At 70.7% G+C, this 22,926-nt stretch carries 24 protein-coding genes and 1 riboswitch; of the genes, 12 read left to right on the top strand and 12 right to left on the bottom strand.

Annotation, left to right across the window (positions count from 1 at the left end; all coding sequences use genetic code 11):
- Window positions 1-27 precede the first annotated feature (27 nt).
- The 3 genes from BLU79_RS19035 to BLU79_RS19025 form a co-directional block, all read right to left on the bottom strand.
- Window positions 28-423 (bottom strand): DUF3040 domain-containing protein, encoded by a 396-nt coding sequence (locus BLU79_RS19035; RefSeq protein ID WP_093907014.1) that lies wholly within the window; start codon window positions 421-423, stop codon window positions 28-30.
- A 290-nt stretch (window positions 424-713) separates the two neighbouring features.
- Window positions 714-1,541, bottom strand: coding sequence for a class I SAM-dependent methyltransferase (locus tag BLU79_RS19030; RefSeq protein ID WP_093907013.1), 828 nt, complete (start codon window positions 1,539-1,541; stop codon window positions 714-716).
- Window positions 1,542-1,828: 287 nt separating this feature from the next.
- Window positions 1,829-2,410: an SAV_6107 family HEPN domain-containing protein gene (locus BLU79_RS19025; protein WP_093907012.1), complete on the bottom strand. Its 582-nt coding sequence runs from the start codon at window positions 2,408-2,410 to the stop codon at window positions 1,829-1,831.
- 165 nt (window positions 2,411-2,575) lie between these two features.
- On the opposite strand from BLU79_RS19025, the gene BLU79_RS19020 reads away from it, so the two are divergent.
- The 5 genes from BLU79_RS19020 (at window position 2,576) to BLU79_RS19000 (ending at window position 8,604) form a co-directional block, all read left to right on the top strand.
- On the top strand, window positions 2,576-3,322 hold the full coding sequence (locus tag BLU79_RS19020; RefSeq protein WP_093907011.1) for an ATP-binding cassette domain-containing protein: 747 nt from the start codon (window positions 2,576-2,578) through the stop codon (window positions 3,320-3,322).
- Window positions 3,294-5,378 (top strand): YhgE/Pip domain-containing protein, encoded by a 2,085-nt coding sequence (locus BLU79_RS19015; RefSeq protein WP_093907010.1) that lies wholly within the window; start codon window positions 3,294-3,296, stop codon window positions 5,376-5,378. The genes BLU79_RS19020 and BLU79_RS19015 overlap by 29 nt, the downstream gene beginning before the upstream one ends.
- 23 nt (window positions 5,379-5,401) lie before the next feature.
- Window positions 5,402-6,031 (top strand): TetR/AcrR family transcriptional regulator, encoded by a 630-nt coding sequence (locus BLU79_RS19010; RefSeq protein WP_093907376.1) that lies wholly within the window; start codon window positions 5,402-5,404, stop codon window positions 6,029-6,031.
- Between the two features lie 391 nt (window positions 6,032-6,422).
- Complete coding sequence (locus BLU79_RS19005) at window positions 6,423-7,037, top strand: DUF4126 domain-containing protein (protein WP_093907009.1); 615 nt, start codon at window positions 6,423-6,425, stop codon at window positions 7,035-7,037.
- A 55-nt stretch (window positions 7,038-7,092) separates the two neighbouring features.
- A complete protein-coding gene (locus BLU79_RS19000; RefSeq protein WP_093907008.1) occupies window positions 7,093-8,604 on the top strand; it encodes a phytoene desaturase family protein in 1,512 nt (503 codons plus the stop codon).
- 91 nt (window positions 8,605-8,695) lie between these two features.
- Here BLU79_RS19000 and BLU79_RS18995 read toward each other — a convergent pair whose 3' ends face one another.
- The 6 genes from BLU79_RS18995 to BLU79_RS18970 all read right to left on the bottom strand — a co-directional run bounded on the left by BLU79_RS18995 (window position 8,696) and on the right by BLU79_RS18970 (window position 13,916).
- Entirely contained in the window at window positions 8,696-9,676 is a 981-nt protein-coding gene (locus BLU79_RS18995; RefSeq protein ID WP_093907007.1) for an SCO2102 family sporulation regulator, read from the bottom strand.
- A 57-nt stretch (window positions 9,677-9,733) separates the two neighbouring features.
- Window positions 9,734-10,657, bottom strand: a complete 924-nt coding sequence (gene metF / locus BLU79_RS18990; protein ID WP_093907006.1) for a methylenetetrahydrofolate reductase [NAD(P)H] — start codon at window positions 10,655-10,657, stop codon at window positions 9,734-9,736.
- Between the two features lie 237 nt (window positions 10,658-10,894).
- Window positions 10,895-11,557: a thiamine phosphate synthase gene (gene thiE / locus BLU79_RS18985; protein ID WP_093907005.1), complete on the bottom strand. Its 663-nt coding sequence runs from the start codon at window positions 11,555-11,557 to the stop codon at window positions 10,895-10,897.
- A gap of 270 nt (window positions 11,558-11,827) precedes the next feature.
- The gene (locus tag BLU79_RS18980; RefSeq protein WP_093907004.1) at window positions 11,828-12,193 is read right to left on the bottom strand and encodes an Rv2175c family DNA-binding protein; all 366 of its coding nucleotides are present in this window, start codon (window positions 12,191-12,193) and stop codon (window positions 11,828-11,830) included.
- A gap of 74 nt (window positions 12,194-12,267) precedes the next feature.
- Window positions 12,268-13,485, bottom strand: a complete 1,218-nt coding sequence (locus BLU79_RS18975) for an NAD(P)/FAD-dependent oxidoreductase (protein WP_093907003.1) — start codon at window positions 13,483-13,485, stop codon at window positions 12,268-12,270.
- A 77-nt stretch (window positions 13,486-13,562) separates the two neighbouring features.
- The gene (locus tag BLU79_RS18970; RefSeq protein WP_093907002.1) at window positions 13,563-13,916 is read right to left on the bottom strand and encodes an avidin-fold protein; all 354 of its coding nucleotides are present in this window, start codon (window positions 13,914-13,916) and stop codon (window positions 13,563-13,565) included.
- Between the two features lie 52 nt (window positions 13,917-13,968).
- Window positions 13,969-14,080: riboswitch (TPP riboswitch) on the top strand.
- Here BLU79_RS18970 and thiO point away from each other — a divergent pair.
- From thiO to BLU79_RS18940, 6 genes are all read left to right on the top strand, one after another.
- Window positions 14,078-15,244 carry a glycine oxidase ThiO gene (thiO, locus tag BLU79_RS18965; protein WP_093907375.1) on the top strand — a complete coding sequence of 389 codons (1,167 nt, stop codon included), beginning with the start codon at window positions 14,078-14,080 and terminating at the stop codon, window positions 15,242-15,244. Its footprint overlaps the riboswitch before it by 3 nt.
- Window positions 15,241-15,453: a sulfur carrier protein ThiS gene (thiS, locus tag BLU79_RS18960; RefSeq protein ID WP_093907001.1), complete on the top strand. Its 213-nt coding sequence runs from the start codon at window positions 15,241-15,243 to the stop codon at window positions 15,451-15,453. Before thiO ends, thiS begins: the two co-directional genes overlap by 4 nt.
- Window positions 15,454-15,456: 3 nt before the next feature.
- Window positions 15,457-16,251 carry a thiazole synthase gene (locus BLU79_RS18955; protein WP_093907000.1) on the top strand — a complete coding sequence of 265 codons (795 nt, stop codon included), beginning with the start codon at window positions 15,457-15,459 and terminating at the stop codon, window positions 16,249-16,251.
- A gap of 118 nt (window positions 16,252-16,369) precedes the next feature.
- Window positions 16,370-18,313, top strand: a complete 1,944-nt coding sequence (gene pknB, locus BLU79_RS18950) for a Stk1 family PASTA domain-containing Ser/Thr kinase (protein ID WP_177001083.1) — start codon at window positions 16,370-16,372, stop codon at window positions 18,311-18,313.
- Between the two features lie 34 nt (window positions 18,314-18,347).
- The gene (locus BLU79_RS18945) at window positions 18,348-19,241 is read left to right on the top strand and encodes a deoxyribonuclease IV (RefSeq protein WP_093906998.1); all 894 of its coding nucleotides are present in this window, start codon (window positions 18,348-18,350) and stop codon (window positions 19,239-19,241) included.
- 76 nt (window positions 19,242-19,317) lie between these two features.
- Window positions 19,318-19,806: a DUF4396 domain-containing protein gene (locus BLU79_RS18940; protein WP_093906997.1), complete on the top strand. Its 489-nt coding sequence runs from the start codon at window positions 19,318-19,320 to the stop codon at window positions 19,804-19,806.
- A 39-nt stretch (window positions 19,807-19,845) separates the two neighbouring features.
- Here the strand turns inward: BLU79_RS18940 and BLU79_RS18935 are convergent, their stop codons facing one another.
- A complete protein-coding gene (locus tag BLU79_RS18935; protein WP_093906996.1) occupies window positions 19,846-20,478 on the bottom strand; it encodes a sulfite oxidase-like oxidoreductase in 633 nt (210 codons plus the stop codon).
- A 174-nt stretch (window positions 20,479-20,652) separates the two neighbouring features.
- Between BLU79_RS18935 and bfr the strand changes: the two genes are divergently transcribed.
- Window positions 20,653-21,129, top strand: coding sequence for a bacterioferritin (gene bfr / locus BLU79_RS18930; RefSeq protein ID WP_031483318.1), 477 nt, complete (start codon window positions 20,653-20,655; stop codon window positions 21,127-21,129).
- On the opposite strand, the gene BLU79_RS18925 is transcribed toward bfr, so the two are convergent.
- Together BLU79_RS18925 and BLU79_RS18920 are read right to left on the bottom strand one after the other, a co-directional pair.
- Window positions 21,126-21,359, bottom strand: a complete 234-nt coding sequence (locus BLU79_RS18925; RefSeq protein ID WP_177001102.1) for a (2Fe-2S)-binding protein — start codon at window positions 21,357-21,359, stop codon at window positions 21,126-21,128. The genes bfr and BLU79_RS18925 overlap by 4 nt on opposite strands.
- Window positions 21,360-21,503: 144 nt before the next feature.
- On the bottom strand, window positions 21,504-22,856 hold the full coding sequence (locus BLU79_RS18920; protein WP_093906994.1) for a class II 3-deoxy-7-phosphoheptulonate synthase: 1,353 nt from the start codon (window positions 22,854-22,856) through the stop codon (window positions 21,504-21,506).
- Window positions 22,857-22,926: the final 70 nt, after the last annotated feature.

Raw genomic sequence — 22,926 nt, 5'->3', positions numbered from 1 at the left:
GCGTATGTCCAGGAGCTGCTCGTAGAGCTAGTGCCCGCCCTGTTCGTCTCGGCGGCGCTGCCAACGTTCTTCGATGCGGTCCATCATGGAGCGCTTCTGACGTGGCTGACGCCGGGCCTGCTGGCCACCGGAGGCGGGCTGCTCGCCCGGCTTGGGGGCCTTGCGCCAACCGGTCACAGCGAGAACCGCGCAGCCCAGCATGACGAGGAAGCCCACCACACTGAGCCAGACCTGCTTGGCGACCATTCCAGCCATGAGGAGCGCGATACCCACGAGGAAGCCCGCGACCGCCTGGTAGACCCGTCGCCGGGTGTACGTGCGCAGCCCGCTTCCCTCAAGCGCTGTCGCGAACTTGGGATCTTCGGCGTACAGCGCTCGCTCCATTTGCTCGAGCATTCGCTGCTCGTGCTCCGAGAGCGGCACGGAGTCCTCCTCATCGTGCAGTCGCCGGGGCGACCCGGGGGGTCCCTTCAGGATAGGCAGGGAATCGCCCCCGTGAAACCCGCCCCTCTACGCCAATTGGCCAACCGGGCTCCGGCATGGACATCCCGGCTCACTGAGATCTTCATTCCCCAGCAGCCGATCCGTCATGCCGGAACGGTCTCCCTCGATCATACGGCGACGAGCGCCCGATCGGGGGGCCTGTGGCGTACTCCATGTGCAGCCAAGTCCCTGATCAAGCGCACACCTGCGGTCCGCTCACCGTGGGCGGCTCAGGCCCCCGCGGTCTCCCGCGTCTCGCCGAGCACATGGAGCTGCGTGGCCACCGAGTGGAAGGCGGGCAGCTCGGCCGCCGCCTCCTCCAGCTTCAGCAGCGCCTCCAGCGCCCCGGGCTCGGTGTCCACCAGCACTCCCGGGACCAGGTCGGCGAAGACCCGCACCCCGTGCACCGCGCCGACCCGGAGGCCGGCGCCCTCGACCAGCGCGGTGAGCTGCTCGGCGGTGAACCGGCGCGGCACCGGGTCACCCTGCCCCCAGCGGCCGTCCGGGTCCTCCAGGGCCTGCTTGGCCTCCTTGAAGTGACCCGCGAGAGCCCGTGCCAGCACCGCACCGCCCAGACCGGCGGCGAGCAGGCTGAGCACACCCTCGGCACGCAGGGCGGCGACCGCGTTGCGGACGCCCTCGGCGGGGTCGTCGACGTACTCCAGGACGCCATGGCACAGCACGACGTCGTACCCGCCACGCTCGACCACGTCGAAGAGGCCGTGGGCGTCACCCTGGACGCCCTGCACCCGGTCGGCGACGTCGGCCTCGGCGGCCCGCCGCTCCAGCGCGAAGAGCGCGTTCGGGCTGGGGTCGACGACGGTGACGCGGTGGCCGAGGCGGGCGAGCGGCACGGCGAACTTGCCGCTGCCGCCGCCGGTGTCGAGGACGTCCAGCGCCTGACGCCCCGTGGCCTTGACCCGGCGGTCCAGGGCGTCCTGGAGGACCTCCCAGACCACGGCGGTACGGAGGGAGGCGCGGGGACGGGAAGGGTCGGAGCGCAGCGACGCCGTTTGCGGGTGGTGATGGGAGACGGGCGGGCGCATCGGGTCCGACACGGCAGTTGACTCCTCGGCACGGCGCCGCCACTTGCACGGCGGAGCGAACGGGCTGCCTCCCCGGCGCCCGGGTCACGGAAGCGGGAGGGCTTCAGGCGCTCTCCACCCTATTGCCTACGGCGACCCACCCGGCCCGCACGGTGTCCCGCAACGCGGCCTGTCCCGCCTGGCGGACGACGGGACCGATGACCTCGGTTCGCTCAGGCGTGCTGCCCAGAACTCCCGCACATCGCCGCCCCCTGTGAACCCCCGCCCGGCATGACCTCCCGCCCGCGGATCGCCCCCTGTCACCCCGCATCCGGCATGTCCTCCCGCCCACGTCGCGAACCGCCCTCCTCCTCCACCTTCTCCCCGTCCGCGTCCGCTCGTGGCTGCGGGAGGACCGGCTGGAGCACCAGCATCCGTTCGACGAGGCGCAGGAACATCGCCACGTCGCGTATCAGGTCGTCGGCGTCCCGGCGGCTGGCCGCGCCGTGGATACCCGCCTCGGCCCGGGCGCGGCGCCGGGCGCCGGAGGCGAACAGCGCGCTCCATTCGGTGAGTTCGGGCGCTATCTCAGGGAGCACTTCCCAGGCGCTCCTGATGCGGGCCCGGCGCCTGGTCACAGGCTCCGGACGCCCTCGGGCGGCGAGTACGGCGGCTGCGGTGCGCAGGGCGGCGAGATGGGCCGTGGCATAGCGCTCGTTCGGCGTTTCCAGAACGGCGGCCTCGTCCAGTCCGGCACGGGCCTGGGCGAGCAGGTCGAGGGCGGCGGGTGGGGCCGTGGCCCGGCGGAGCACGGGGTGCACATCGCTCGCCGGGCCGGTCAGTGAGGGGGCAGGACCGGTGGCGCGGCGCCGACGGGCGGCGGCTGCGTGGTAGCTGGCCATGACGAACCTCCTGTCGCCTGTGTGACGGCATGCCCGATACGGGATGCCGTATGTGCCCATCGTGAGGTATGCCACTGACAATCCGTTCCGACCTGCGCTTTTGCTTCGATCGAGAGTTCGGGATAGTTTTTGCACTGACCAGTCAGTTCAAATGAGGGGGCAGGGATGGGGGGAACCGTGACCGGAGTCGGCGTCACGGCCCTGGGCCTCGGGCTCGAAGGGCCCCGCGGATGGGCGTTCCGCGGGGTCTCCTTCGAAGCCGGGCCCGGCTCACTGATCACGATCGAAGGGCCGTCCGGCAGTGGCCGCACGTGCCTGCTGCTGGCGCTCACCGGGCGGATGAAGTCCACCGAGGGCACCGCCGATGTGGGCGGGACCGTGCTGCCCAAGCGCATGGCGGCGGTACGGCGCGTGAGCGCCCTGGCCCATGTCCCGGGTGTGACCGACCTGGAGCCGGCCCTGACCGTCGCCGAGCACCTCCACGAACGGGCGCTGCTGCAGCGGCGGTTCGGCGACTCGCTGCGCGGGCTGCTGCGGCCGCGGGCCGAACGGAAGAGCGAGCAGCGGGCGCGGATCGACACCGCGCTGACGGCTGCCGGCCTCGACCTGGAGACGCTGCCCAAGGGCGCCAGGACGGCCGTACGCGATCTGGAGCGTCTGGAGGCGCTGCGGCTGTCCATCGCGCTGGCCCTGATCGGACGCCCGCGCCTGCTCGGCGTCGACGACACCGACCTCAAGCTCTCGGATGCCGAACGGGCCGAGGTCTGGGCGCTGTTGAGGTCGATCACCGAGGCCGGGACCACGGTCGTGGCGGTGTGCAGCGAGGCCCCCGACGGCACGGTCGAGGTGTCCACAAACACAAGGGACGGAAAGGAGGCCGCCGATGCGCTCGCCGAGGCTGGCCGCGCTTGAGCTCCGGCGCTTCGGCCGGGGGAAGCTGCCGCGTGCGGCTCTGGTCGCGCTGCTGGTGCTGCCCCTGCTCTACGGCGCCCTGTATCTGTGGTCGTTCTGGGACCCGTACGGCCGTCTCGACCGTATCCCCGTGGCACTCGTGAACGACGACAAGGGGGCGGCCGTCGAGGGGAAGAAGCTCACGGCCGGCGACGACATCACCGAAGGGCTGCATGAGAGCGATGTCTTCGACTGGCACGAGGTGACTGCCGCCGAAGCCGAGAAGGGCGTCGAGAACGGCACCTACTACCTGTCGCTGAGCATGCCGGCCGACTTCAGTGAGCGGATCGCTTCCAGCGCGGGCGATGCGCCGGAGACGGGCGCCCTTCAGGTGCGTACGAACGACGCGAACAACTACATCGTCGGGCAGATCTCGCGGACGGTCTTCAGTGAGGTGCGCGAGGCGGCCTCCACCAAGGCGTCGCGGTCGTTCCTGGACCGGATCTTCGTGTCGTTCTCCGACATCCACGGCGCGACGGTGAAGGCCGCCGACGGCGCCGATCAGCTCGAAGGCGGCATCGGCAAGGCGGAGAAGGGCTCCAAGGACCTCGCCGACGGGCTGAAGGACGCCAAGGAGGGCAGCGGCGAGCTGTCGACGGGCCTGCAGAGGCTCAACAAGGGCGCGGGCGACCTGGCGGACGGCTCCAGGCAGGTCGCGGCCGGCACGCAGACGCTGGCCGACAGGGTCAACGGCATCGACCGGAAGATCGGTCCGTTCCTGGCGGACAACGAGAAGACCATCGGGGACACCGCGCAGTTGGTCGCCGACACGTCGGCGGCGATCCGGAACAACCTCGACGACCTCGTGGAGCGGGCTCCGGGCGCCGCCAGGGGCGCCCATACGGCCTCCGACGTCCTGGACGCCATCTACCAGGCGCGCTGTGAGGACGCCGTACTGCCCGACCCGGCCTGCTCCGACCTGAAGAAGGCGAAGCAGTCGGCCGCGGACGTGGCGACGATCGCCGACGACCTCAACACACTGATCGCCGACCAGAACGGCGATCTCAAGAAGCTCGACAAGCACCTCGCGACCCTCCAGAAGCAGTCCCAGGCGCTCGCCGACCGCGCGCCCCGTCTCTCCGAGGATCTCGACGACGCCGTCAGCAGGATCAACCAGCTGAACGACGGGGCCACCAAGGTCGCCGAGGGCGCCAAGGCGCTGCACTCGGGGATCGGCACGGCCAGGACCGGCGCGGTGGATCTGGACTCCGGCGTGGGCGAGTTGAAGACGGGCGCCTACGACCTGAACGGCGGCATCTACCAGCTCGTCGACGGCTCCGGGAAGCTCTCCGACGGGCTCCACGACGGCGCGAAGCAGATCCCCGACTACGACAGGCAGGCTCGCGACCAGCGCACCGAGGTCATGGCCGACCCGGTTCAGCTCGTCTCCCGGGACATGCACAAGGCGCCCAACTACGGCACAGGTTTCGCGCCGTACTTCATCCCGCTGTCCCTGTGGGTGGGCGCGATGGTGGCGTACATGCTGATCACGCCGATGAACCGGCGCGCGCTCGCCGCGGGCGCCTCGGCGTGGCGGATCGCGCTGGCCGGCTGGCTGCCCGTGGTGGCGATCGGGGTGCTGCAGACAGTCGCACTGATGTCGGTGCTGCACTGGGCGGTCGGGCTGGAGATGGCACGGGCGGCCGGGACCGTGGGCTTCCTGTTCCTGGTGACGGCGTGCTTCGCGGCGATCGTGCAGTGGCTGAACGCACGCTTCGGGGCGGCGGGCCGGATCCTCGTACTGGCCCTGCTGATGCTGCAGTTGACGTCGGCGGGCGGCACCTACCCCGTGCAGACCAGCCCGGGCTTCTTCAACGCGCTGCACCCCTTCCTGCCGATGAGCTACGTCGTGGAGGCGCTCAGGAGGCTCATCACGGGCGGCGGTCTGGTTCCGGTGTGGCACGCGTGCGTGGTGCTCGTGGCCTTCACGGCGGGCGCCGTCGCGCTGACCGCGCTGTCGGCCCGTCGCCGGCAGGTCTGGACGCTCGACCGGCTGCACCCGGAGCTGAGCCTGTGACCGCGCGCGGGACAATCGTGGCCATGGACAGCAGCAACGCCGCGTCGGGCGGCAGCACGCGCCGTGAGGCCACCCGGCAGAAGCTCTACGAGGCGGCCGTCACGCTCATCGCCGAGCAGGGCTTCTCCGCCACCACGGTGGACGAGATCGCCGAACGGGCCGGGGTGGCGAAGGGCACGGTCTACTACAACTTCGCGAGCAAGTCCGTCCTCTTCGAGGAGCTGCTGCGGCACGGAGTCGAACTCCTCACCGCCTCCCTGCGGGAGGCGGCCGAGCAGACCGAACGGGAGGGCGGCAGCAAAGTGGACGCCCTGGACGCGATGGTCCGCGCGGGGCTGGTCTTCATCGACCGCTACCCGTCCTTCACCCAGCTGTACGTCGCCGAGCTGTGGCGTACGAACCGGGCCTGGCAGTCCACGCTGATGGTGGTCCGGCAGCAGGCCGTGGCGGTCGTCGAGGGCGTGCTGCGCGAGGGCGTGGAGAAGGGCGAGTTCAGCGAGGAGATCGACGTCCAGCTGACCGCCTCGGCCCTGGTGGGCATGGTCCTGGTGGCGGCCCTGGACTGGAAGTCCTTCCAGCCGGAGCGCTCCCTGGACGACGTGCACGCGGCGCTGTCCCGGCTGCTGCAGGGCCGGGTGAGCGGCTGCCGCTGAGGCGGCCGGTGCGCACAGGCGAAAGCGCCGGTCCGCAGTGGCCGCGTCCCCCGCGGGCCACTCTCGAACCGGCGCTTTCTCCTGCTCCCCCGTTTTCCCCGTACTCCCCCGTGTGTCCCCCGTTGGACCCCCGTTCGGTCGTTCCCCCGGGTCCCCCGGTCTCGCTCCCGCCGACGCCTGGTCGGCGGAAGGAGCGGATCCGGGGTCGCTCCGTTCCGGCGCCCCGTGTCGCCGGTGCGGAGCCGATCCCCTTCTCCGTGCCTCCACTCTCTCGTTCACGCAGGTCGGGCCCCATCCGCGCGCGTACTCAACTCACCGACTAGGTACGCGTACTCAGACCTGCGCACTCAGGCCCAGGACCGTCCGTTGCCGACTGGTTACGATCGCCCCCGTGTCGATACTCCCTTTGGTCTTCACGAGCGGCTGGGCCAGCGGCGTCAACGCGTACGCCGTGGTGCTGCTGCTCGGCGTCTTCGGCGCCACGGGCATGAGCGACGACGTGCCCGAGGCCCTGCAACGGCCCGATGTCCTGATAGCCGCCGGCGTGCTGTTCCTGTGCGAGGCCGTCGCCGACAAGATCCCGTACGTGGACTCGGCCTGGGACGCGGTGCACACCGTGATCCGGCCGGTCTCCGGCGCGGTCGTCGCGGCGCTGCTCGCCGGGCAGAGCGGGTCGCTGCCCGAGCTGGCGGCGGGCGCGGTCGGCGGGTCCACCGCCCTGGTGAGCCACCTGATCAAGGCCGGGACGCGGATGGCGGTCAACACCTCGCCCGAGCCGTTCAGCAACATCGTGGTGAGCATCGCCGAGGACCTCGGGGTCGCCGCGATCATCACCTTCGCGATCTTCCACCCCGTGGGCGCTGCCGTGGTCGCGGGCGGCCTGTTGCTCGCCGGGCTGCTCCTGCTGCTCTTCCTTGCCTCGCGGATCCGTCGCTTCCTGCGGCGCAGGGCCCAGCGACGCGAGGAGAAACGGCTCGCGCAGCCGGTGGGACAGCGGCCCGGCTGAGCTCCCGCCCGAGGCCCGCGGGCCGTTGTCAGTGGCGGCCGATAAAGTCCCTGACATGGCAAGGATTGTGGTGATCGGCGCCGGGATGGGCGCGATGGCGGCCGCTGCCCGGCTCGCCGTCGCGGGCCACCGGGTGGCGGTGTACGAGCGTACGGAGACGTACGGCGGAGCGGTGCGCCGCTTCGAGCGCGACGGCTTCGGCTTCGACACGGGACCGGGGCTGCTCCCGCTCCCCGCCGTGTACCGCGATCTGTTCATCAAGACCGGCAAGGAGCCGCTGGAGGCGTGCGTCGAGCTGGTCCAGGTCGACCCGTCCGCTCGGCACGTCTTCGCGGACGGCACCGAGGTGTCCCTGCCGAACGCCTCGCGCGCGGGTGTGGTGGCCGCTCTGGACGAGGCGCTGGGTGCCGGCACCGGCGACCGCTGGGGCGACTTCCTGGTCCGCGCCCGCGAGGCCTGGGACCGGACACGCAGGCCGCTGCTGGAGGAGCCCCTGTGGCCGAACTGGCAGGTGCTGGCCGAGCGCGAGCCCTATCCGTCGGTCCCCCACAAGCGGCTCCTGCGCACCCGCCGGGCGGGCACACTCGCCGAGGTCGGCGCCTGGGAACTGCGCGACCCCCGGCTCATCGCCCTGCTGGAGAGCCACGCCCTCGCCTACGGCCTGGACCCGTCCGTGACCCCGGCGAGCGCCGCCGTGCTGCCGTACCTGGAGCACGCCTTCGGGACCTGGTATGTGCGGGGCGGCATACGGGAGTTGGCGCGGGCGGTGTACGAGCGGTGCGTGGCCCGCAAGGTCGAGTTCCACTTCGGTGCGGAGGTCACCGGGGTCGTGGAGAAGGACGGCCGGGCGACGGGCGTGGAACTGGCCGACGGGACGGTGGCGGAGGCGGACACGGTCGTCGGGGGCGGACCGTGGCGACTGAGCGACCTGGTGCCCGGCCGTGAGCTGTACCGGGCGGAGGAGGTCGAACCTAGCGCCGAGGGCATGTCCCGGGGCCGCGTCGTGGTCTGCCTGGCGCTGCGCGGGGCACGAGAGACGGGCGCCGAGCACCGTACGGTGGTGCACGCCCCGGACCGCCAGGCCGAGTCGGACGCCTTCGGAGTCGGAGAGCCGCCCGCGCAGCCGACGGTCCGGATCGACCGGCCGGACGACCCGGCCCTGCGCCCCGACGACGCGCACGAGTCCTTGGTACTCACGGCCACTGTGCCGTCACAGACCCTGTACGACTGGACCGCGCCCGGCGCCGCCGACGCCTTCGCGGACCGGATGGTCACCGTCGCGGAGCGAGCGGTACCTGGACTGCGCGAGCGGACACTGTGGCGCGAGGTCCGTACGCCCGTGGACACCCAGCGGGAGACGGGGGCCGAGGGCGGCGGTGTGCCCGCCCCCGCGCTGGCCGCGGCTCACGGGACCCTCCTGCACCCGTCCAACAGCACACGGATACCGGGCCTGTTCACGGTCGGCGGCTGGTCCCACCCCGGCGGCGGCCTCGCTCACGCCGGTATGTCGGGCGCGCTGGTGGCAGGGCTGATCGTGGAGGGGCCGGAGTTCAGGGGCTCGCAGTGACGTCGCGGTGCTCGTGGTGATACCCGCGTAGGCCTTCCGGTTTCAGGCGTCAGGCGTCAGGCGTCAGGCGTCAGGCGTCAGGCGTCAGGCGTCAGAAACGGTACTGCTCGTCGTACCCCTGCCCCTGGCCCTGCTGCTGGCCGTTGCCCTGGTACGGGTACTGCTGCTCCGGCGGGAGTTCGCCGCCGTACGCCTCGTCGGTGCGCTGTTGCGGGACCCAGACGCCGCCGGGCGGAGTCTGGCCGTAGGTGCCGGTGGCGTACTGGTCCTGGCCGTAGGCCTGCTGGTCGTACTGCTGCTGGCCGTAGGCGTCGTACGACGTGCCGTCGTAGGTCTGGGTGCCGATGTACGGGTCGGAGTAGGCGGCGTACTGCTGCTGCCCGGTCGCGTCGTACCCGTACTGCTGCTGGTCGTAGCCGGAGTAGCCGTCGTACGAATAGCTCTGGTCGGCCGTCGCGTACTGGTCCTGGGGCTGGCCCGCGGCGGCGTAGTTCTGGTTGGCGGCGGCGTAGGCGGTGTCGCTGTATATGCCGTACGAGCCGGTGTCCTCCGGCATGGGCTGCGGCTCGTAGACCGAGGTCGTCTCCGCGGCCGTGGGCCGGGCCTGGCGCGAGGGCGTGAAGACGTCGTCGCGGTCGTACTCGTCATGGCCGTAACCGACGCTTTCCTGGCCGTACTTGGTGCCGTCGGAACCGTACGCACCGTCGCCGCCCCCGAAGCCGGCCTCGCTCGCCTCGAGGTCGGAGACCTCCAGGGTCGGCTCCTGGCGCTCGGGCTCGCCACGACGGCGCTTGGCGGCGGCCAGCGGGCCCAGGGCCGGGGCGGAGACCGCCCAGCCGGCCGAGAAGCCGCGGCGGAACGACAGCGTGACGTAGGTCTGGCCGACCGCGAACGCGGCGGCGCCCAGACCGATGACGACGACGGACGGGATCAGCACCCCGACCACGACGCCGAGGAAGCCGACGAAGGCGAGCAGCCGCCAGCGCAGCCGTGCCTTGTACTGCAGCAGCACCTCGCCCAGCAGCCACAGCGCGACGATGCCGAACGCGATGTAGAGGACCGTCCAGCCCATGTACGCCCCTCTCCCAGTGGCCGCCTACGCAGTGTGACGTATGTCAGGACGGCCGGTCTAGGCCTGCGGTGGGTGGTGCAGGCCCAGGTTCTCGTAGATTTCCAGTGTCGCCGTGGAGTTGTTGAGCGTAATGAAGTGCAGTCCTGGCACTCCCTCGGCCAGCAGCCGCGCGCAGAACTCCGTGGCGAACTCGATCCCGATCGAGCGTACAGCCGCCGGATCGTCCTTGGCTGTGAGGATCCGCTCTTTCAGGGCGGCCGGGAAGGCGGCGTTGGTGAGGGACGGGATCCGCTCCAGGGTCCGTGCGCTGGCGATCGGCATGATCTCGGGGATGATCGGGGTGTCACAGCCGGCGGCCGACACGCGGTCGCGCAGCCGCAGGTAGTCCTCCGGTTCGAAGAACATCTGGGTGATCGCGTAGTCCGCGCCGGCCCGGCATTTGTCGACGAAGTGACGGACGTCCGTGTCCCAGTCGGCGGAGCGCGGGTGCATGGCGGGGAAGGCCGCGACGCCCACGCAGAAATCTCCGGACGCCTTGATCAGTTCGACGAGTTCGGCGGCGTAGGCGAGTCCGCTGGGGTGCGGCACCCAGTCGCCCAGCGGGTCGCCGGGCGGGTCGCCGCGCAGGGCCAGCATGTTGCGGATCCCGGCGTCGGCGTACTGGCCGATGATGTTGCGCAGGTCGGCCACCGAGTGATCGACGGCCGTGAGATGGGCGATCGGCGTGAGCGTGGTGTCCGAGGCGATCGCCTCGGTCGCCTTGACCGTGCCCGCGCGGGTGGAACCGCCCGCACCGTAGGTCACGGAGACGAAGTCGGGTCCGACGGCCTCGACCCGGCGCAGCGCGTTCCACAGGTTCCGCTCGCCCTTCGGGGTCTTGGGCGCGTAGAACTCGAAGGAATACGTCGTCTTGCCGGTCGCGAGCATCTCGCGCACGGTACGAGCGTGGTCCGACCTGATGGATGCGGTGCCGAGGGCCATACCCGCAGGTTAGCCAGGGGTCCCCGGTCCCCCAACCAGGAACCGCAAATTTGCCCGATTTGTCGGGAGTGTTGTCCACCCCTTGGACAACAGCGGCCACGGATGAGCCCTGCAGCAGGTCGAGCACAGCCCTGCGACCATGGATCGCGGCCGGACCGACCACTGGCTGAGACGCAACGGGACTGAATCTGAGACGCCACCGTCGGCCCCTACATCTGCCGCGGCCGCGTCGGCCCCCTAAATCTGCCGCAGTCGCTTCGCGAACTCCGTCGCCGCCGCGCCCGGGTCGTCCGCCTCCGTGATCGCCCGTACGACGACGACACGACGGGCACCGGCGTCCAGCACCTGGTCGAGGTTGGCGAAGTCGATGCCGCCGATGGCGAACCAGGGGCGGTCGGTGCCGAGGGCTGCCGTGTGGCGGACCAGGTCGAGGCCGGGGGCGTGGCGGCCGGGCTTGGTGGGGGTGGGCCAGCAGGGGCCGGTGCAGAAGTAGTCGACACCCTCCTGGACGGCGGCCGCGTCGGCCTCGGACTCGGCGTGCGTGGAGCGGCCGATGAGGACGTCGTCCCCGAGGATCGCGCGGGCGGCGGGGACCGGGAGGTCGCCCTGGCCGAGGTGCAGGACGTCGGCGCCTGCGGCGTGGGCCACGTCGGCGCGGTCGTTGACCGAGAAGAGCTTGCCGTGCCGGGCACAGGCCTCGGCGAAGACCTCCAGGTGCTCCAGTTCCTCGGCCGCCTCCATGCCCTTGTCACGCAGTTGCACGATGTCCACACCGCCGGCCAGGACGGCGTCCAGGAACTCCGCGAGGTCGCCCTGCCGCTTACGGGCGTCGGTGCAGAGGTAGAGCCGCGCGTCGGCGAGCTGGGTGCGGGCGGTGGCTGCGGCGGCGGTGTCGGACATGCGGTTCCCTCTGTGGTCGGGTGGCACCGGCTCGTGCCGGACGGTGGCACGGTAGCCGCAGCCGGGCGCGCGGGCAGGGCCGGAACCGCTGCCGGACGGGGCGGCCGGACGGGGCCTGGACGGGCCCTGACCGGCTCCGGACGACGGAGCCGTCGTATCGATATATCGATGGGCGTATGGGCCGGGCGGCCGCGGTCAACCGCGGCCGTGGCCCGCCGGAGCGGGTCCCGGCCCATACGCCGAACGGTGTTCAGATGCGGTTTGTTCAGATCAGACGGCAAGCGCCTGGGCGCGACGCTTCACCTCCGTGCCGCGATTCTCACTGAGCGCCTGCGCGGGGGTGCCGGGCAGGCTGTCGTCGGGGGTGAAGAGCCACTCCAGCATCTCTTCGTCCGTGAAGCCGTCGTCCCGCAGGAGCGTCAGGGTCCCGGACAGGCCCTTCACGACCTTGTCCCCGTCGATGAAGGCGGCAGGGACGTGCAGCGCTCGGTTCTCACCACGGCGTACGGCGATGAGCTGGCCCTCCTTGACCAGCTGCCGCACACGCGTCACCTCGACGTCCAGCATCTCTGCGATGTCGGGGAGGGTGAGCCAGGCGGGGACGAGAGCATCGATCTTTGCGTCAATCTCGGTCACGGAAACAAGCCTGCCATCTGCCACTGACAGTCGGAAGTCAGGCCGGTCCGTACGACACCTCCGATACGCCGCCGCTACGCCACCGCCGCCTTCATCGGCCGCGCCGGGTCCGCCAGCAGCTCCGGGTCCATCGGCGTGCCCGCCTCGATCAGCCGCCGCCCCTGCGCCAGGTCCCTCGGCCGGCCCACCGCCAGCAGGGCGACCAGCCTGTCGTCCTTCAGCCAGCAGACCGTCCACGCCGGGCCCGACGGGTCGCCGCGCCACAGGGTCGTGTCGGCGGAGGCGTGGTGGCCGGCGTACTGGACGAAGCGGCCGAACTGCTCGGACCAGAAGTACGGGACCGGGTCGTAGACCGCGGCGGTCTCGCCGAGGATGTTCGCGGCGACCGTGCGCGGGCCCTGGAGGGCGTTGTCCCAGTGGTGGACCAGCAGGCGCTCGCCATACCTTCCCGAAGGGAAGGAGGCGCAGTCGCCGACCGCGTAGACGTCGGGCACGGAGGTGCGCAGGTGGTCGTCGGCCACGACGTCGCCGTGCGCGCCGAGCTCGATGCCCGAGCCTGCCAGCCAGGCCGTGGCGGGCCGGGCCCCGATCCCGACGACGACGGCGTCCGCGGGCAGGAGCGAGCCGTCGTCGAGGATCACCGCGCCGGGCTCGACGCGCTCCACGCGCGCGTGCGTACGCAGCACGGTCCCGCTGTCCGCGTACCAGGAGGTCATCGGGGCTGCCACCTCCGCGGGCAGCGCACCCGCGAGCGGCCGGTCGGCGGCCTCCACGACCGTCACCGCGCAGCCCGCCTCGCGCGCGGCCGTGGCGAACTCCGCGCCGATCCAGCCCGCGCCGACGACCACGATGGCGTGCTGCCGTGCGAGCACCGGCCGCAGCCGCTCGGCGTCGTCCAGGGTGCGCAGCAGATGCACGCCGGGCACGCCCTCGGCGCCCGGCAGCCGGATCGGCTCCGCGCCGGTGGCGAGCACGAGGACGTCGTACGGGACGGACCCGCCCTCGGTGTCCAGTTCGTGGTCGGCCGGGCGCACGCCCAGCACCTCGCGCCCCAGCCGGAGCTCGATGCCGAGCGCCTCGAAGTCGACGTCGAAGGCGGAGCCCTCGGACTTGCCGAGCAGCACTGCCTTGGACAGGGGCGGCCGGTCGTACGGCTGGTGGGGTTCGGCGCCGATCAGCGTGACCGGGCCCGTGAAGCCCTGTTCCCGAAGGGCGACCGCCGTCTGGACACCGGCCATGCCGGCGCCCGCGACGACCACCCTGCGCTGCGACTGCGTCGTCTGCTCGCTCACCTGATCACCATAGACAACTGACAATTCGTCAGTCAGGAGTCGTGCTCAGTGACCTGCTCCACAACCCCCTCCGGGACCTACTCCCCAACCCCCTCCGGGACCTGCTCCACCACGCTGGTGCCGCTGCCCGCCTGCGACTCCCACTCCCAGGTCTCCTCCAGCCGCACCCGCCCGTCGGGCAGATCGGCCACGGTCGACACACAGTGCCCCGACGACGTCGTCCCGTCCCGCTTCAGCTGCACGTACCGGAAGTCCAGCCGGTCGCCGTCCCTGGTGCCCACGAGATGCCCGCGTACGACGTCTCCGCCCGCGTACTCGGCCCAGATCTCGCCGTCCTTCTCGTGGTACGTGAACCGGGTGCGGGTACCCACCTGACCTGGGGCTTGGTCCGCGACGGGGGCGATGACGAGACCGTCGAGCGAGCGGGCCATGGGGCGAGGCTCCCTTACTGAGGCATACGGCGGCGGGCTAGGGTGGCCAACGTAAAGCACTCGCGGGAGCCCGGACGCACCGGGCTGAGAGGGAGGCTGGCGGCCTCCGACCGTACGAACCTGATCCGGGTCATGCCGGCGAAGGGAGGGGCTGGACGCCCATGTCGCGTACGCGAACGTCAGACGTCCTTGTCATCGGGGGCGGAATCATCGGCCTGGTCACGGCGTGGCGGGCCGCACAGCGCGGGTTCACGACGACCGTCGTGGACCCCGAGCCGGGCGGCGGCGCCGCCCAGGTGGCCGCCGGAATGCTGGCCGCCGTCACGGAACTGCACTACGGCGAGCAGACCCTGCTGGGCCTGAACCTCGCCTCGGCCCGCCGTTACCCGGACTTCGCGGCCGAGCTCACCGACCTCACGGGCCACGACCTCGGCTACCGCCGCTGCGGCACGCTCGCCGTCGCGCTGGACTCCGACGACCGCGCCCATCTGCGGGAACTGCACACCTTGCAGCGGCAGTCGGGCCTGGAGTCCGAGTGGCTGTCGGGGCGTGACTGCCGGCGCCTGGAGCCGATGCTCGCGCCGGGCGTGCGCGGGGGGCTCAGGGTGGACGGCGACCACCAGATCGACCCGCGACGGCTGGCTGCGGCACTGGTGGTCGCGTGCGAGCGGGCCGGCGTGGTCTTCCACCGGGCCTGGGCCGAGCGCCTCGACGTCGTACGGGAGCGGGCCGCGGGTGTCACCACTTCCGACGGCACCGCGCTGGGCGCGGGCCAGGTGGTCCTCGCGGCCGGCAGCCTCAGCGGCCGGCTGCCCGGGGTCCCGGACGCCGTACTGCCTCCCGTGCGCCCGGTGAAGGGGCAGGTGCTGCGGCTGACCGTACCGAAGCGGTACGCGCCGTTCCTGAGCCGGACCGTGCGGGCCGTGGTGCGCGGCAGCCAGGTGTATCTGGTGCCGCGCGAGAGCGGGGAGCTGGTCGTCGGGGCGACGAGCGAGGAGCTGGGCTGGGACACGACGGTGACCGCGGGCGGGGTGTACGAGCTGCTGCGCGACGCGCACGAGTTGGTGCCCGGCATCACGGAGCTGCCGCTCACCGAGACGCGGGCCGGTCTGCGCCCCGGCTCTCCCGACAACGCGCCGCTGCTCGGCCCGACCGAGCTGGCGGGACTGCTGCTGGCCACCGGGCACTACCGCAACGGCGTGCTGCTGACACCGGTCACCGGGGACGCCATGGCACATGCGCTTGCCACCGGTGAACTGCCGGACGAGGCCCGCCCGTTCACGCCCAGGCGGTTCGGCGCCGCGGCCCTCACGGAGCAGCTCGCATGAACACTCCGGTCACCATCTCGGTCAACGGCGAGCGTCGGCAGATCGAGCCGGGCACGGCTCTCGACACGCTCGTGAAGTCCCTCAGCGCGGCGCCCTCCGGAGTGGCCGCCGCCCTCAACGAAACCGTCGTCCCGCGCGCGCAGTGGGCGTCGACGTCCCTCTCCGAAGGGGATCGCGTCGAGGTCCTCACCGCCGTCCAAGGAGGCTGAACCATGGCCGACGATCCCTTTGTCATCGACGGTACGTCCTTCACGTCCCGCCTGATCATGGGCACGGGCGGAGCGCCCAGCCTGGAGGTTCTGGAACGGGCGCTGGTGACGTCCGGGACGGAGCTGACGACGGTCGCGATGCGGCGGGTGAACCCGTCGGTGCACGGGTCCGTACTGTCCGTGCTGGAGAAGCTCGGGATCCGGGTGCTGCCGAACACGGCCGGGTGCTTCACGGCGGGAGAGGCCGTGCTGACGGCCCGCCTCGCGCGCGAGGCGCTCGGTACGGATCTGATCAAGCTGGAGGTCATCGCCGACGAGCGGACCCTTCTGCCGGACCCGATCGAGCTGCTGGACGCGGCGGAGACGCTGGTGGACGACGGGTTCACCGTGCTGCCGTACACGAACGACGACCCGGTGCTGGCGCGGAAGCTGGAGGATGTCGGCTGTGCGGCGATCATGCCGCTGGGGTCGCCGATCGGCTCGGGGCTCGGCATCCGCAACCCCCACAACTTCCAGCTGATCGTGGAGCACGCGCGCGTGCCCGTGATCCTGGACGCGGGGGCCGGTACGGCGTCGGACGCGGCGCTCGCGATGGAGCTGGGCTGCGCCGGTGTGATGCTCGCCTCGGCCGTGACGCGGGCGCAGGAGCCGGTGCTGATGGCCGACGCGATGCGGCATGCGGTGGAGGCCGGGCGGTTGGCGTACCGGGCGGGGCGGATTCCTCGGCGGCATTTCGCGGAGGCGTCGTCTCCCGCGGAGGGCCTGGCGAGGCTGGACCCCGAACGACCCGCATTTTGAACGCACGTTCGATGAACACCTTCGAGCGGTGAGGCGTCCGTCACAGGTCAGCTTCAGTCCCGCCCCGATCCCGGCCGGAACGGCGGGTGTGTCAGTGACGGCTCGTACACTCGCCTGCGTGGATACGACCCTTCAGGACCCTCTGGTCGGGCAGCTGCTCGACGGCCGGTATCGCGTGGACGCGCGGATCGCGGTCGGCGGGATGGCCACGGTCTACCGGGCCGTGGACACCCGCCTCGACCGCGTCCTCGCGCTCAAGGTGATGCATCCCGCACTGGCGGTCGACGGGGTGTTCGTCGAGCGGTTCATTCGCGAGGCGAAGTCCGTCGCCCGGCTCGCGCACCCCAACGTCGTGCAGGTCTTCGACCAGGGCACCGACGGGTCGTACGTCTATCTCGCCATGGAGTACGTCGCGGGCTGCACCCTGCGTGACGTCCTGCGCGAGCGCGGGGCGCTCCAGCCCCGGGCCGCCCTGGACATCCTGGAGCCGGTGCTCGCCGCCCTCGGCGCCGCGCACCGCGCCGGGTTCGTGCACCGGGACATGAAGCCCGAGAACGTCCTCATAGGGGATGACGGGCGGGTCAAGGTCGCCGACTTCGGGCTCGTGCGGTCCGTCGACACCGTGACCAGCACCACCGGTGCCGTGCTCGGCACCGTCTCCTATCTCGCGCCCGAGCAGATCGAGCAGCCCGGCGCCGCCGACGCCCGGGTCGACGTGTACGCGTGCGGTGTCGTCTTCTACGAGATGCTCACCGGCGACAAGCCGCACGACGGGGACTCCCCCGCCGTGGTGCTCTACAAGCATCTGCACGAAGACGTCCCTCCGCCCTCGGCGATCGCGCCGGGGCTGGCGTACGAGCTCGACGAGCTGGTCGCGTCGGCCACCGCGCGCACCCCGGACATCCGCCCGCACGACGCCGTGGCGCTGCTCGCGCAGGCCCGCGAGGTGCGGGCCGCGCTGAGCCCGGAGCAGTTGGACGCGGTGCCGCCGCAGGCGCTCACGGCGGAGCACAGCAACGCCGACGACCGTACGAGCGTGATCCCTCGCGCGCTCAACATCCAGCGGCCGCTGCCCGTGAACGAGGACGAGCCGGATCGCGAGGCCGTCTTCAACCGGACCAGTCGGCTGCAGACGCCGCCTCCGCCGCCGCCCGGGCGCCGGTCACGGACCTCGCGTGCGCCGCGCGGCCCACTCGTCATCGTCGCCGCCGTCCTGCTGGCCCTGGGCCTCGGTGTCGGCATCTGGTACATCAACTCCGGCCAGTTCACCGAGGTCCCGCCGCTGCTCTCCAAGACCGAGGCACAGGCAAAGGAGCGGCTGGAGGACGCCGGACTCGACGTCGGAAAGGTCGAGCGCGCCTACAGCGACACCGTCGAGCGGGGCACCGTCATCAGCACGGATCCGGCGACGGGCGCCCGCATACGACACAACGACTCCGTGACGCTGGTCATCTCGCAGGGACCGGAGACGGTGAAGGTGCCCGACCTGCAGGGCTACAAGTTGGACAAGGCACGGTCCGTACTGAAGGACAGCGGGCTCCAGCCGGGCATGAAGACAGAGACGTTCAGCGACGACGTCCCCCGGGGCTTCGTGATCTCCACCGATCCCAAGATCGGTACCAAGGTCCGCTCCGGCGCCGCGGTCGCGCTCACCGTCAGCAAGGGCAGCCCGGTGGAGATCCCGGACGTCACCGGCGGGAGCCTGGCGGACGCGCGGGCCGAGCTGCAGGAGGCCGGCCTGAAGGTGAAGGTCGCCTCCGCGCGGGTCAACTCCGAGTTCGACGCGGGCCAGGTCGCCCGACAGTCACCGGCCGACGGCGGCCAGGCCGCCGAGGGCGACACGGTGACGCTGACGCTGTCCAAGGGCCCGGAAATGATCGAGGTCCCGGACGTCGTCGGCGACAGCGTCGACGACGCCAAGGCCGAGCTGGAGGCCGCCGGCTTCCAGGTCGACGAGGACCGCGGTCTGCTCGGGCTGTTCGGCGACACGGTCAAGAAGCAGTCCGTGGACGGCGGCGAGACGGCACCCAAGGGGTCGACGATCACCATCACCATCCGGTGACCGGGCGGTCCGGACCGCATGACACCCTGAACGGGTGAGAAGTCAGCAGTCCGGCACCGCCCTCACGGGCCCCTCCCGCAACCCCGTCGGCGGCCACGTCCCCGTGGCCGGCGGCCTCAGCTCCGTCGGGCTCACCTACGCCCATGACCTCAAGGCCGAGACGGTCCAGGTCTTCGTCGCCAACCCCCGCGGCTGGGCCACGCCCGCCGGGAACCCGCGCCAGGACGAGGAGTTCCGCGCGGTGTGCGAGGCCGAGTCGATCCCGGCGTATGTGCACGCGCCGTACCTGATCAACTTCGGCTCGCACACCGAGGCGACCGTCGAGAAGTCGGTGGAGTCGCTGCGGCACTCGCTGCGCCGCGGGCGGGAGATCGGCGCGCTCGGCGTCGTCGTCCACACGGGCAGCGCGACCGGCGGCCGAGAGCGCTCGGTCGCCCTGAAGCAGGTACGGGAGTACCTGCTGCCGCTGCTCGACGAGTTGACGCACGACGACGACCCGTACCTGCTGCTGGAGTCGACGGCCGGCCAGGGGGCCTCCCTCTGTTCACGGACCTGGGACTTCGGGCCGTACTTCGAGGCGCTGGACGCGCATCCCAAACTGGGCGTCTGCCTGGACACCTGCCACATCTTCGCCGCCGGCCACGACCTGACCGGCCCGTCCGGTATGCACCAGACGCTCGACCTGCTGGTGGACACCGTCGGCGAGGGCCGGCTGAAGCTGATCCACGCCAATGACTCCAAGGACGTCGTCGGCGCCCACAAGGACCGGCACGAGAACATCGGCACAGGTCACATCGGCGAGGACCCGTTCCGGGCGCTGATGACCCACCCGGCCACGGAGGGCGTCCCGCTGATCATCGAGACGCCGGGCGGGAAGGAGGGGCACGCGGCGGACGTCGAGCGGCTGAAAAAACTTCGGGACGCATAGCCGGACCAGGAATACCCCTGGGGGGTATACGGTTCTTGCTCGACGCAGGAACCGCAACCCGGCATTGGGGGCAGTCATGGAGCACGAAGCGCACGCGGCACACACCCAGCACCACGCGGTGGCCGCGACCAGCAGCTGGTCGATGGCCGTCCGGGCCACCCTGCACTGCCTCACCGGCTGCGCCATCGGCGAGGTGCTGGGCATGGTGATCGGCACCGCGCTCGGCTGGAGCGCCGTGCCGACACTGGTCCTGGCGATCATCCTGGCCTTCTTCTTCGGTTACGCGCTCACCCTGCGCGGAGTCCTGAAGGCGGGCCTCGGTCTGCGCGCCGCGCTCAAGGTGGCGCTGGCCGCGGACACCCTGTCGATCGCCGTGATGGAACTGGTCGACAACGGCGTGATCGTGCTGTGGCCGGGCGCCATGGACACCGAGCTCACCGACCCGCTGTTCTGGTGGGTGCTGGCCATCGCACTCGCCGTCGCCTTCGTCCTGACGACGCCGGTCAACAAGTGGATGATCGGCCGGGGCAAGGGGCACGCTGTGGTGCACCAGTACCACCAGTGAATTCCGGACCTTGTCCAGCCCGATAGAAGAAGCCAGGAGTCAGAGCTCGGGCCCGTCCCCGGGCTCTTCCTGATACGAGTAACGCTGCTCCGTCCACGGGTCACCGATGTTGTGATAGCCGCGCTCCTCCCAGAAGCCACGGCGATCGGCGGTCATGTACTCCACGCCGCGGACCCACTTGGGCCCCTTCCAGGCGTACAGATGGGGGACGACCAGACGGAGGGGGAAACCGTGCTCCGCCGTGAGCAGTTCGCCGTCCTTGTGGGTGGCGAAAATCGTGCGCTCGGAGGCGAAGTCGGCGAGGCGGAGGTTGGAGCTGAAGCCGTATTCCGCCCACACCATCACGTGAGTGACGGCAGGGGCGGGTGGGGCGATCTCCAGGATCGTGCGGGCCGGGATGCCGCCCCACTCCGCACCGAGCATGCTGAACTTTGTGACGCAGTGCAGATCGGCGACGACGGTGGTGTACGGCAGGGCCGCGAACTCCTCGTGGGTCCAGCAGTGCTTCTCGCCGTCGGCGGTGGCCCCGAACACCCTGAACTCCCAGCGTTCGGGCCGGAACTTCGGGACGGGGCCGTAGTGCGTGACCGGCCAGCCACGCTGAATTCGCTGTCCCGGCGGAAGCTCGGAGTGTGCTGCTGCTCCACTTTCGCGCTCCTCCGGCTGACCCATGACTCCATCCTGACAGACCCGAAGCAGTGCACCTGACCCCACCTCCCTCAATTCGCCGCAAACTGTCTAAGCATGCACTTACTTACTAAGTGAAGACTTACTGGACGATCTTTGTCACCGGTGCAATCATGCGGCGCAACCTGCCAGTTCCCCCGCTTGGAAGGAGCCTCTGCGATGCAGGGCGACCCCGAGGTCCTCGAATTCCTGAACGAGCAGCTGACCGGCGAGCTCACCGCGATCAACCAGTACTGGCTGCACTACCGGATCCAGGACAACAAAGGCTGGACCAAGCTCGCCAAGTACACGCGTGAAGAGTCCATCGATGAGATGAAGCACGCGGACAAGCTCACCGAGCGCATCCTCATGCTGGACGGCCTGCCCAACTACCAGCGGCTGTTCCACGTGCGGGTCGGCCAGACGGTCACCGAGATGTTCCAGGCCGACCGGCAGGTCGAGGTCGAGGCGATCGACCGCCTCAAGCGCGGTATCGAGGTGATGCGCACCAAGGGCGACATCACGTCCGCGAACCTCTTCGAGTCGATCCTCGAGGACGAGGAGCACCACATCGACTACCTGGACACGCAGCTGGAGCTGATCGACAAGCTCGGTGAGGCGCTCTACATCGCGCAGCAGATCGAGCAGCCGAGCTAGGCGGCGTCCTCAAGATCGGCGAGCAAGGGCTGACCCCGGTCGGCCAGCTCCCGGCGCGGGCAGGCACCCCTGCCCAGGAGCGCCTGGATACGGCGTACACACGACCCGCAGTCCGTGCCTGCCTTGCAGGCCGAAGCTATCTGGCGGGGGGTGCAGGCACCGTCCTCCGCGTGCTTCTTGACCTGCTGCTCGGTGATGCCGAAGCAACTGCAGACGTACACGCGGTTCACCTCCCGGCGGGATCGATGTGCCATCCCCTTGATCGGTGAGGCTAACCTAACCTTACCCGTCACACAGGAACCGTAAAAGTGGAGTGGGGCGCGGATCGTATGTGATCCGCGCCCCACTACACATGCCGGTAACAACCGAACCGGCTACTGGTCCCTGTACATCTCCGCGACGAGGAAGGCCAGGTCAAGCGACTGGCTGCGGTTGAGCCGCGGGTCGCAGGCCGTCTCGTAGCGCTGGTGCAGGTCGTCGACGAAGATCTCGTCGCCGCCGCCCACGCACTCGGTGACGTCGTCACCGGTGAGCTCCACGTGGATGCCGCCCGGGTGGGTGCCGAGGGCCTTGTGGACCTCGAAGAAGCCCTTGACCTCGTCGAGCACGTCGTCGAAGCGACGGGTCTTGTGGCCGGAGGCCGCCTCGAAGGTGTTGCCGTGCATCGGGTCGGTCACCCAGGCGACCGTGGCACCGGAGGCGGTGACCTTCTCGACCAGCTCGGGGAGCTTGTCGCGGACCTTGTCCGCGCCCATGCGGACGATGAAGGTCAGCCGGCCCGGCTCGCGCTCCGGGTCCAGGCGCTCGATGTACTGAAGCGCGTCCTCGGCCGTCGTCGTCGGGCCGAGCTTGATGCCGATCGGGTTGCGGATCTTCGAGGCGAACTCGATGTGCGCGTGGTCCAGCTGCCGGGTGCGCTCACCGATCCACACCATGTGCGCGGAGACGTCGTACAGCCGCCCCGTGCGGGAGTCGACCCTGGTCAGCGCGGACTCGTAGTCGAGCAGCAGCGCCTCGTGCGAGGAGTAGAACTCGACCGTCTTGAACTCCTCCGGGTCGGCCCCGCAGGCGTGCATGAAGTTCAGCGCGTTGTCGATCTCACGGGCGAGTTGCTCGTAGCGCTGGCCGGAGGGGGACGACTTCACGAAGTCCTGGTTCCAGGCGTGCACCTGGCGCAGGTCGGCGTAACCGCCGGTGGTGAAGGCGCGCACCAGGTTGAGCGTGGAGGCGGAGGCGTTGTACATCCGCTTCAGGCGCTCGGGGTCCGGGACGCGGGCGGCCTCGTTGAAGTCGAAGCCGTTGACCGAGTCGCCGCGGTAGGTGGGCAGCGTGACGCCGTCACGGGTCTCGGTGCCCTTGGAGCGCGGCTTGGAGTACTGGCCGGCGATGCGGCCGACCTTCACGACCGGCACCGAGGCGGCGTACGTCAGCACGGCGCCCATCTGGAGCAGGGTCTTGAGCTTGTTGCGGATCTGGTCCGCGGACACCGCGTCGAAGGCTTCGGCGCAGTCGCCGCCTTGGAGGAGGAACGCCTCTCCCTTGGCGACGGCCGCCATCCGGGCGCGCAGCTGGTCGCACTCGCCCGCGAAGACGAGCGGCGGATACGACTCCAGCTCCGCAACGACTGCGCGCAGAGCCTCGGTGTCGGGGTACTCGGGCTGCTGCGCCGCGGGCAGGTCTCGCCAGGTGTTGCCAGCACTCGTGCTGGTCTTAGCGTTCACGGTCACGCCTCAACATTACGGGGTCGTGTCGGGCGTCCTGCCCCATGCCCAGCAATTGAGACACGAGGTACACGAC

Source organism: Streptomyces sp. cf386 (genome assembly GCF_900103585.1).
Lineage (GTDB): Bacteria > Actinomycetota > Actinomycetes > Streptomycetales > Streptomycetaceae > Streptomyces.
The sequence above is the reverse complement of the archived record's forward strand: the minus strand, read 5'-3'. Positions and strand labels throughout refer to the sequence as shown.

What these genes read in the sequence shown, in the direction of transcription:
- BLU79_RS19025 (WP_093907012.1), bottom strand. Translation starts at nt 2,410, where the DNA reads ATGGCCAGCTACCACGCAGCCGCCGCCCGTCGGCGCCGCGCCACCGGT.
- BLU79_RS19020 (WP_093907011.1), top strand. Translation starts at nt 2,576, where the DNA reads ATGGGGGGAACCGTGACCGGAGTCGGCGTCACGGCCCTGGGCCTCGGG.
- BLU79_RS19015 (WP_093907010.1), top strand. Translation starts at nt 3,294, where the DNA reads ATGCGCTCGCCGAGGCTGGCCGCGCTTGAGCTCCGGCGCTTCGGCCGG.
- BLU79_RS19010 (WP_093907376.1), top strand. Translation starts at nt 5,402, where the DNA reads ATGGACAGCAGCAACGCCGCGTCGGGCGGCAGCACGCGCCGTGAGGCC.
- BLU79_RS19000 (WP_093907008.1), top strand. Translation starts at nt 7,093, where the DNA reads ATGGCAAGGATTGTGGTGATCGGCGCCGGGATGGGCGCGATGGCGGCC.
- BLU79_RS18995 (WP_093907007.1), bottom strand. Translation starts at nt 9,676, where the DNA reads ATGGGCTGGACGGTCCTCTACATCGCGTTCGGCATCGTCGCGCTGTGG.
- metF (WP_093907006.1), bottom strand. Translation starts at nt 10,657, where the DNA reads ATGGCCCTCGGCACCGCATCCATCAGGTCGGACCACGCTCGTACCGTG.
- thiE (WP_093907005.1), bottom strand. Translation starts at nt 11,557, where the DNA reads ATGTCCGACACCGCCGCCGCAGCCACCGCCCGCACCCAGCTCGCCGAC.
- BLU79_RS18970 (WP_093907002.1), bottom strand. Translation starts at nt 13,916, where the DNA reads ATGGCCCGCTCGCTCGACGGTCTCGTCATCGCCCCCGTCGCGGACCAA.
- thiO (WP_093907375.1), top strand. Translation starts at nt 14,078, where the DNA reads ATGTCGCGTACGCGAACGTCAGACGTCCTTGTCATCGGGGGCGGAATC.
- thiS (WP_093907001.1), top strand. Translation starts at nt 15,241, where the DNA reads ATGAACACTCCGGTCACCATCTCGGTCAACGGCGAGCGTCGGCAGATC.
- BLU79_RS18955 (WP_093907000.1), top strand. Translation starts at nt 15,457, where the DNA reads ATGGCCGACGATCCCTTTGTCATCGACGGTACGTCCTTCACGTCCCGC.
- BLU79_RS18940 (WP_093906997.1), top strand. Translation starts at nt 19,318, where the DNA reads ATGGAGCACGAAGCGCACGCGGCACACACCCAGCACCACGCGGTGGCC.
- BLU79_RS18935 (WP_093906996.1), bottom strand. Translation starts at nt 20,478, where the DNA reads ATGGGTCAGCCGGAGGAGCGCGAAAGTGGAGCAGCAGCACACTCCGAG.
- bfr (WP_031483318.1), top strand. Translation starts at nt 20,653, where the DNA reads ATGCAGGGCGACCCCGAGGTCCTCGAATTCCTGAACGAGCAGCTGACC.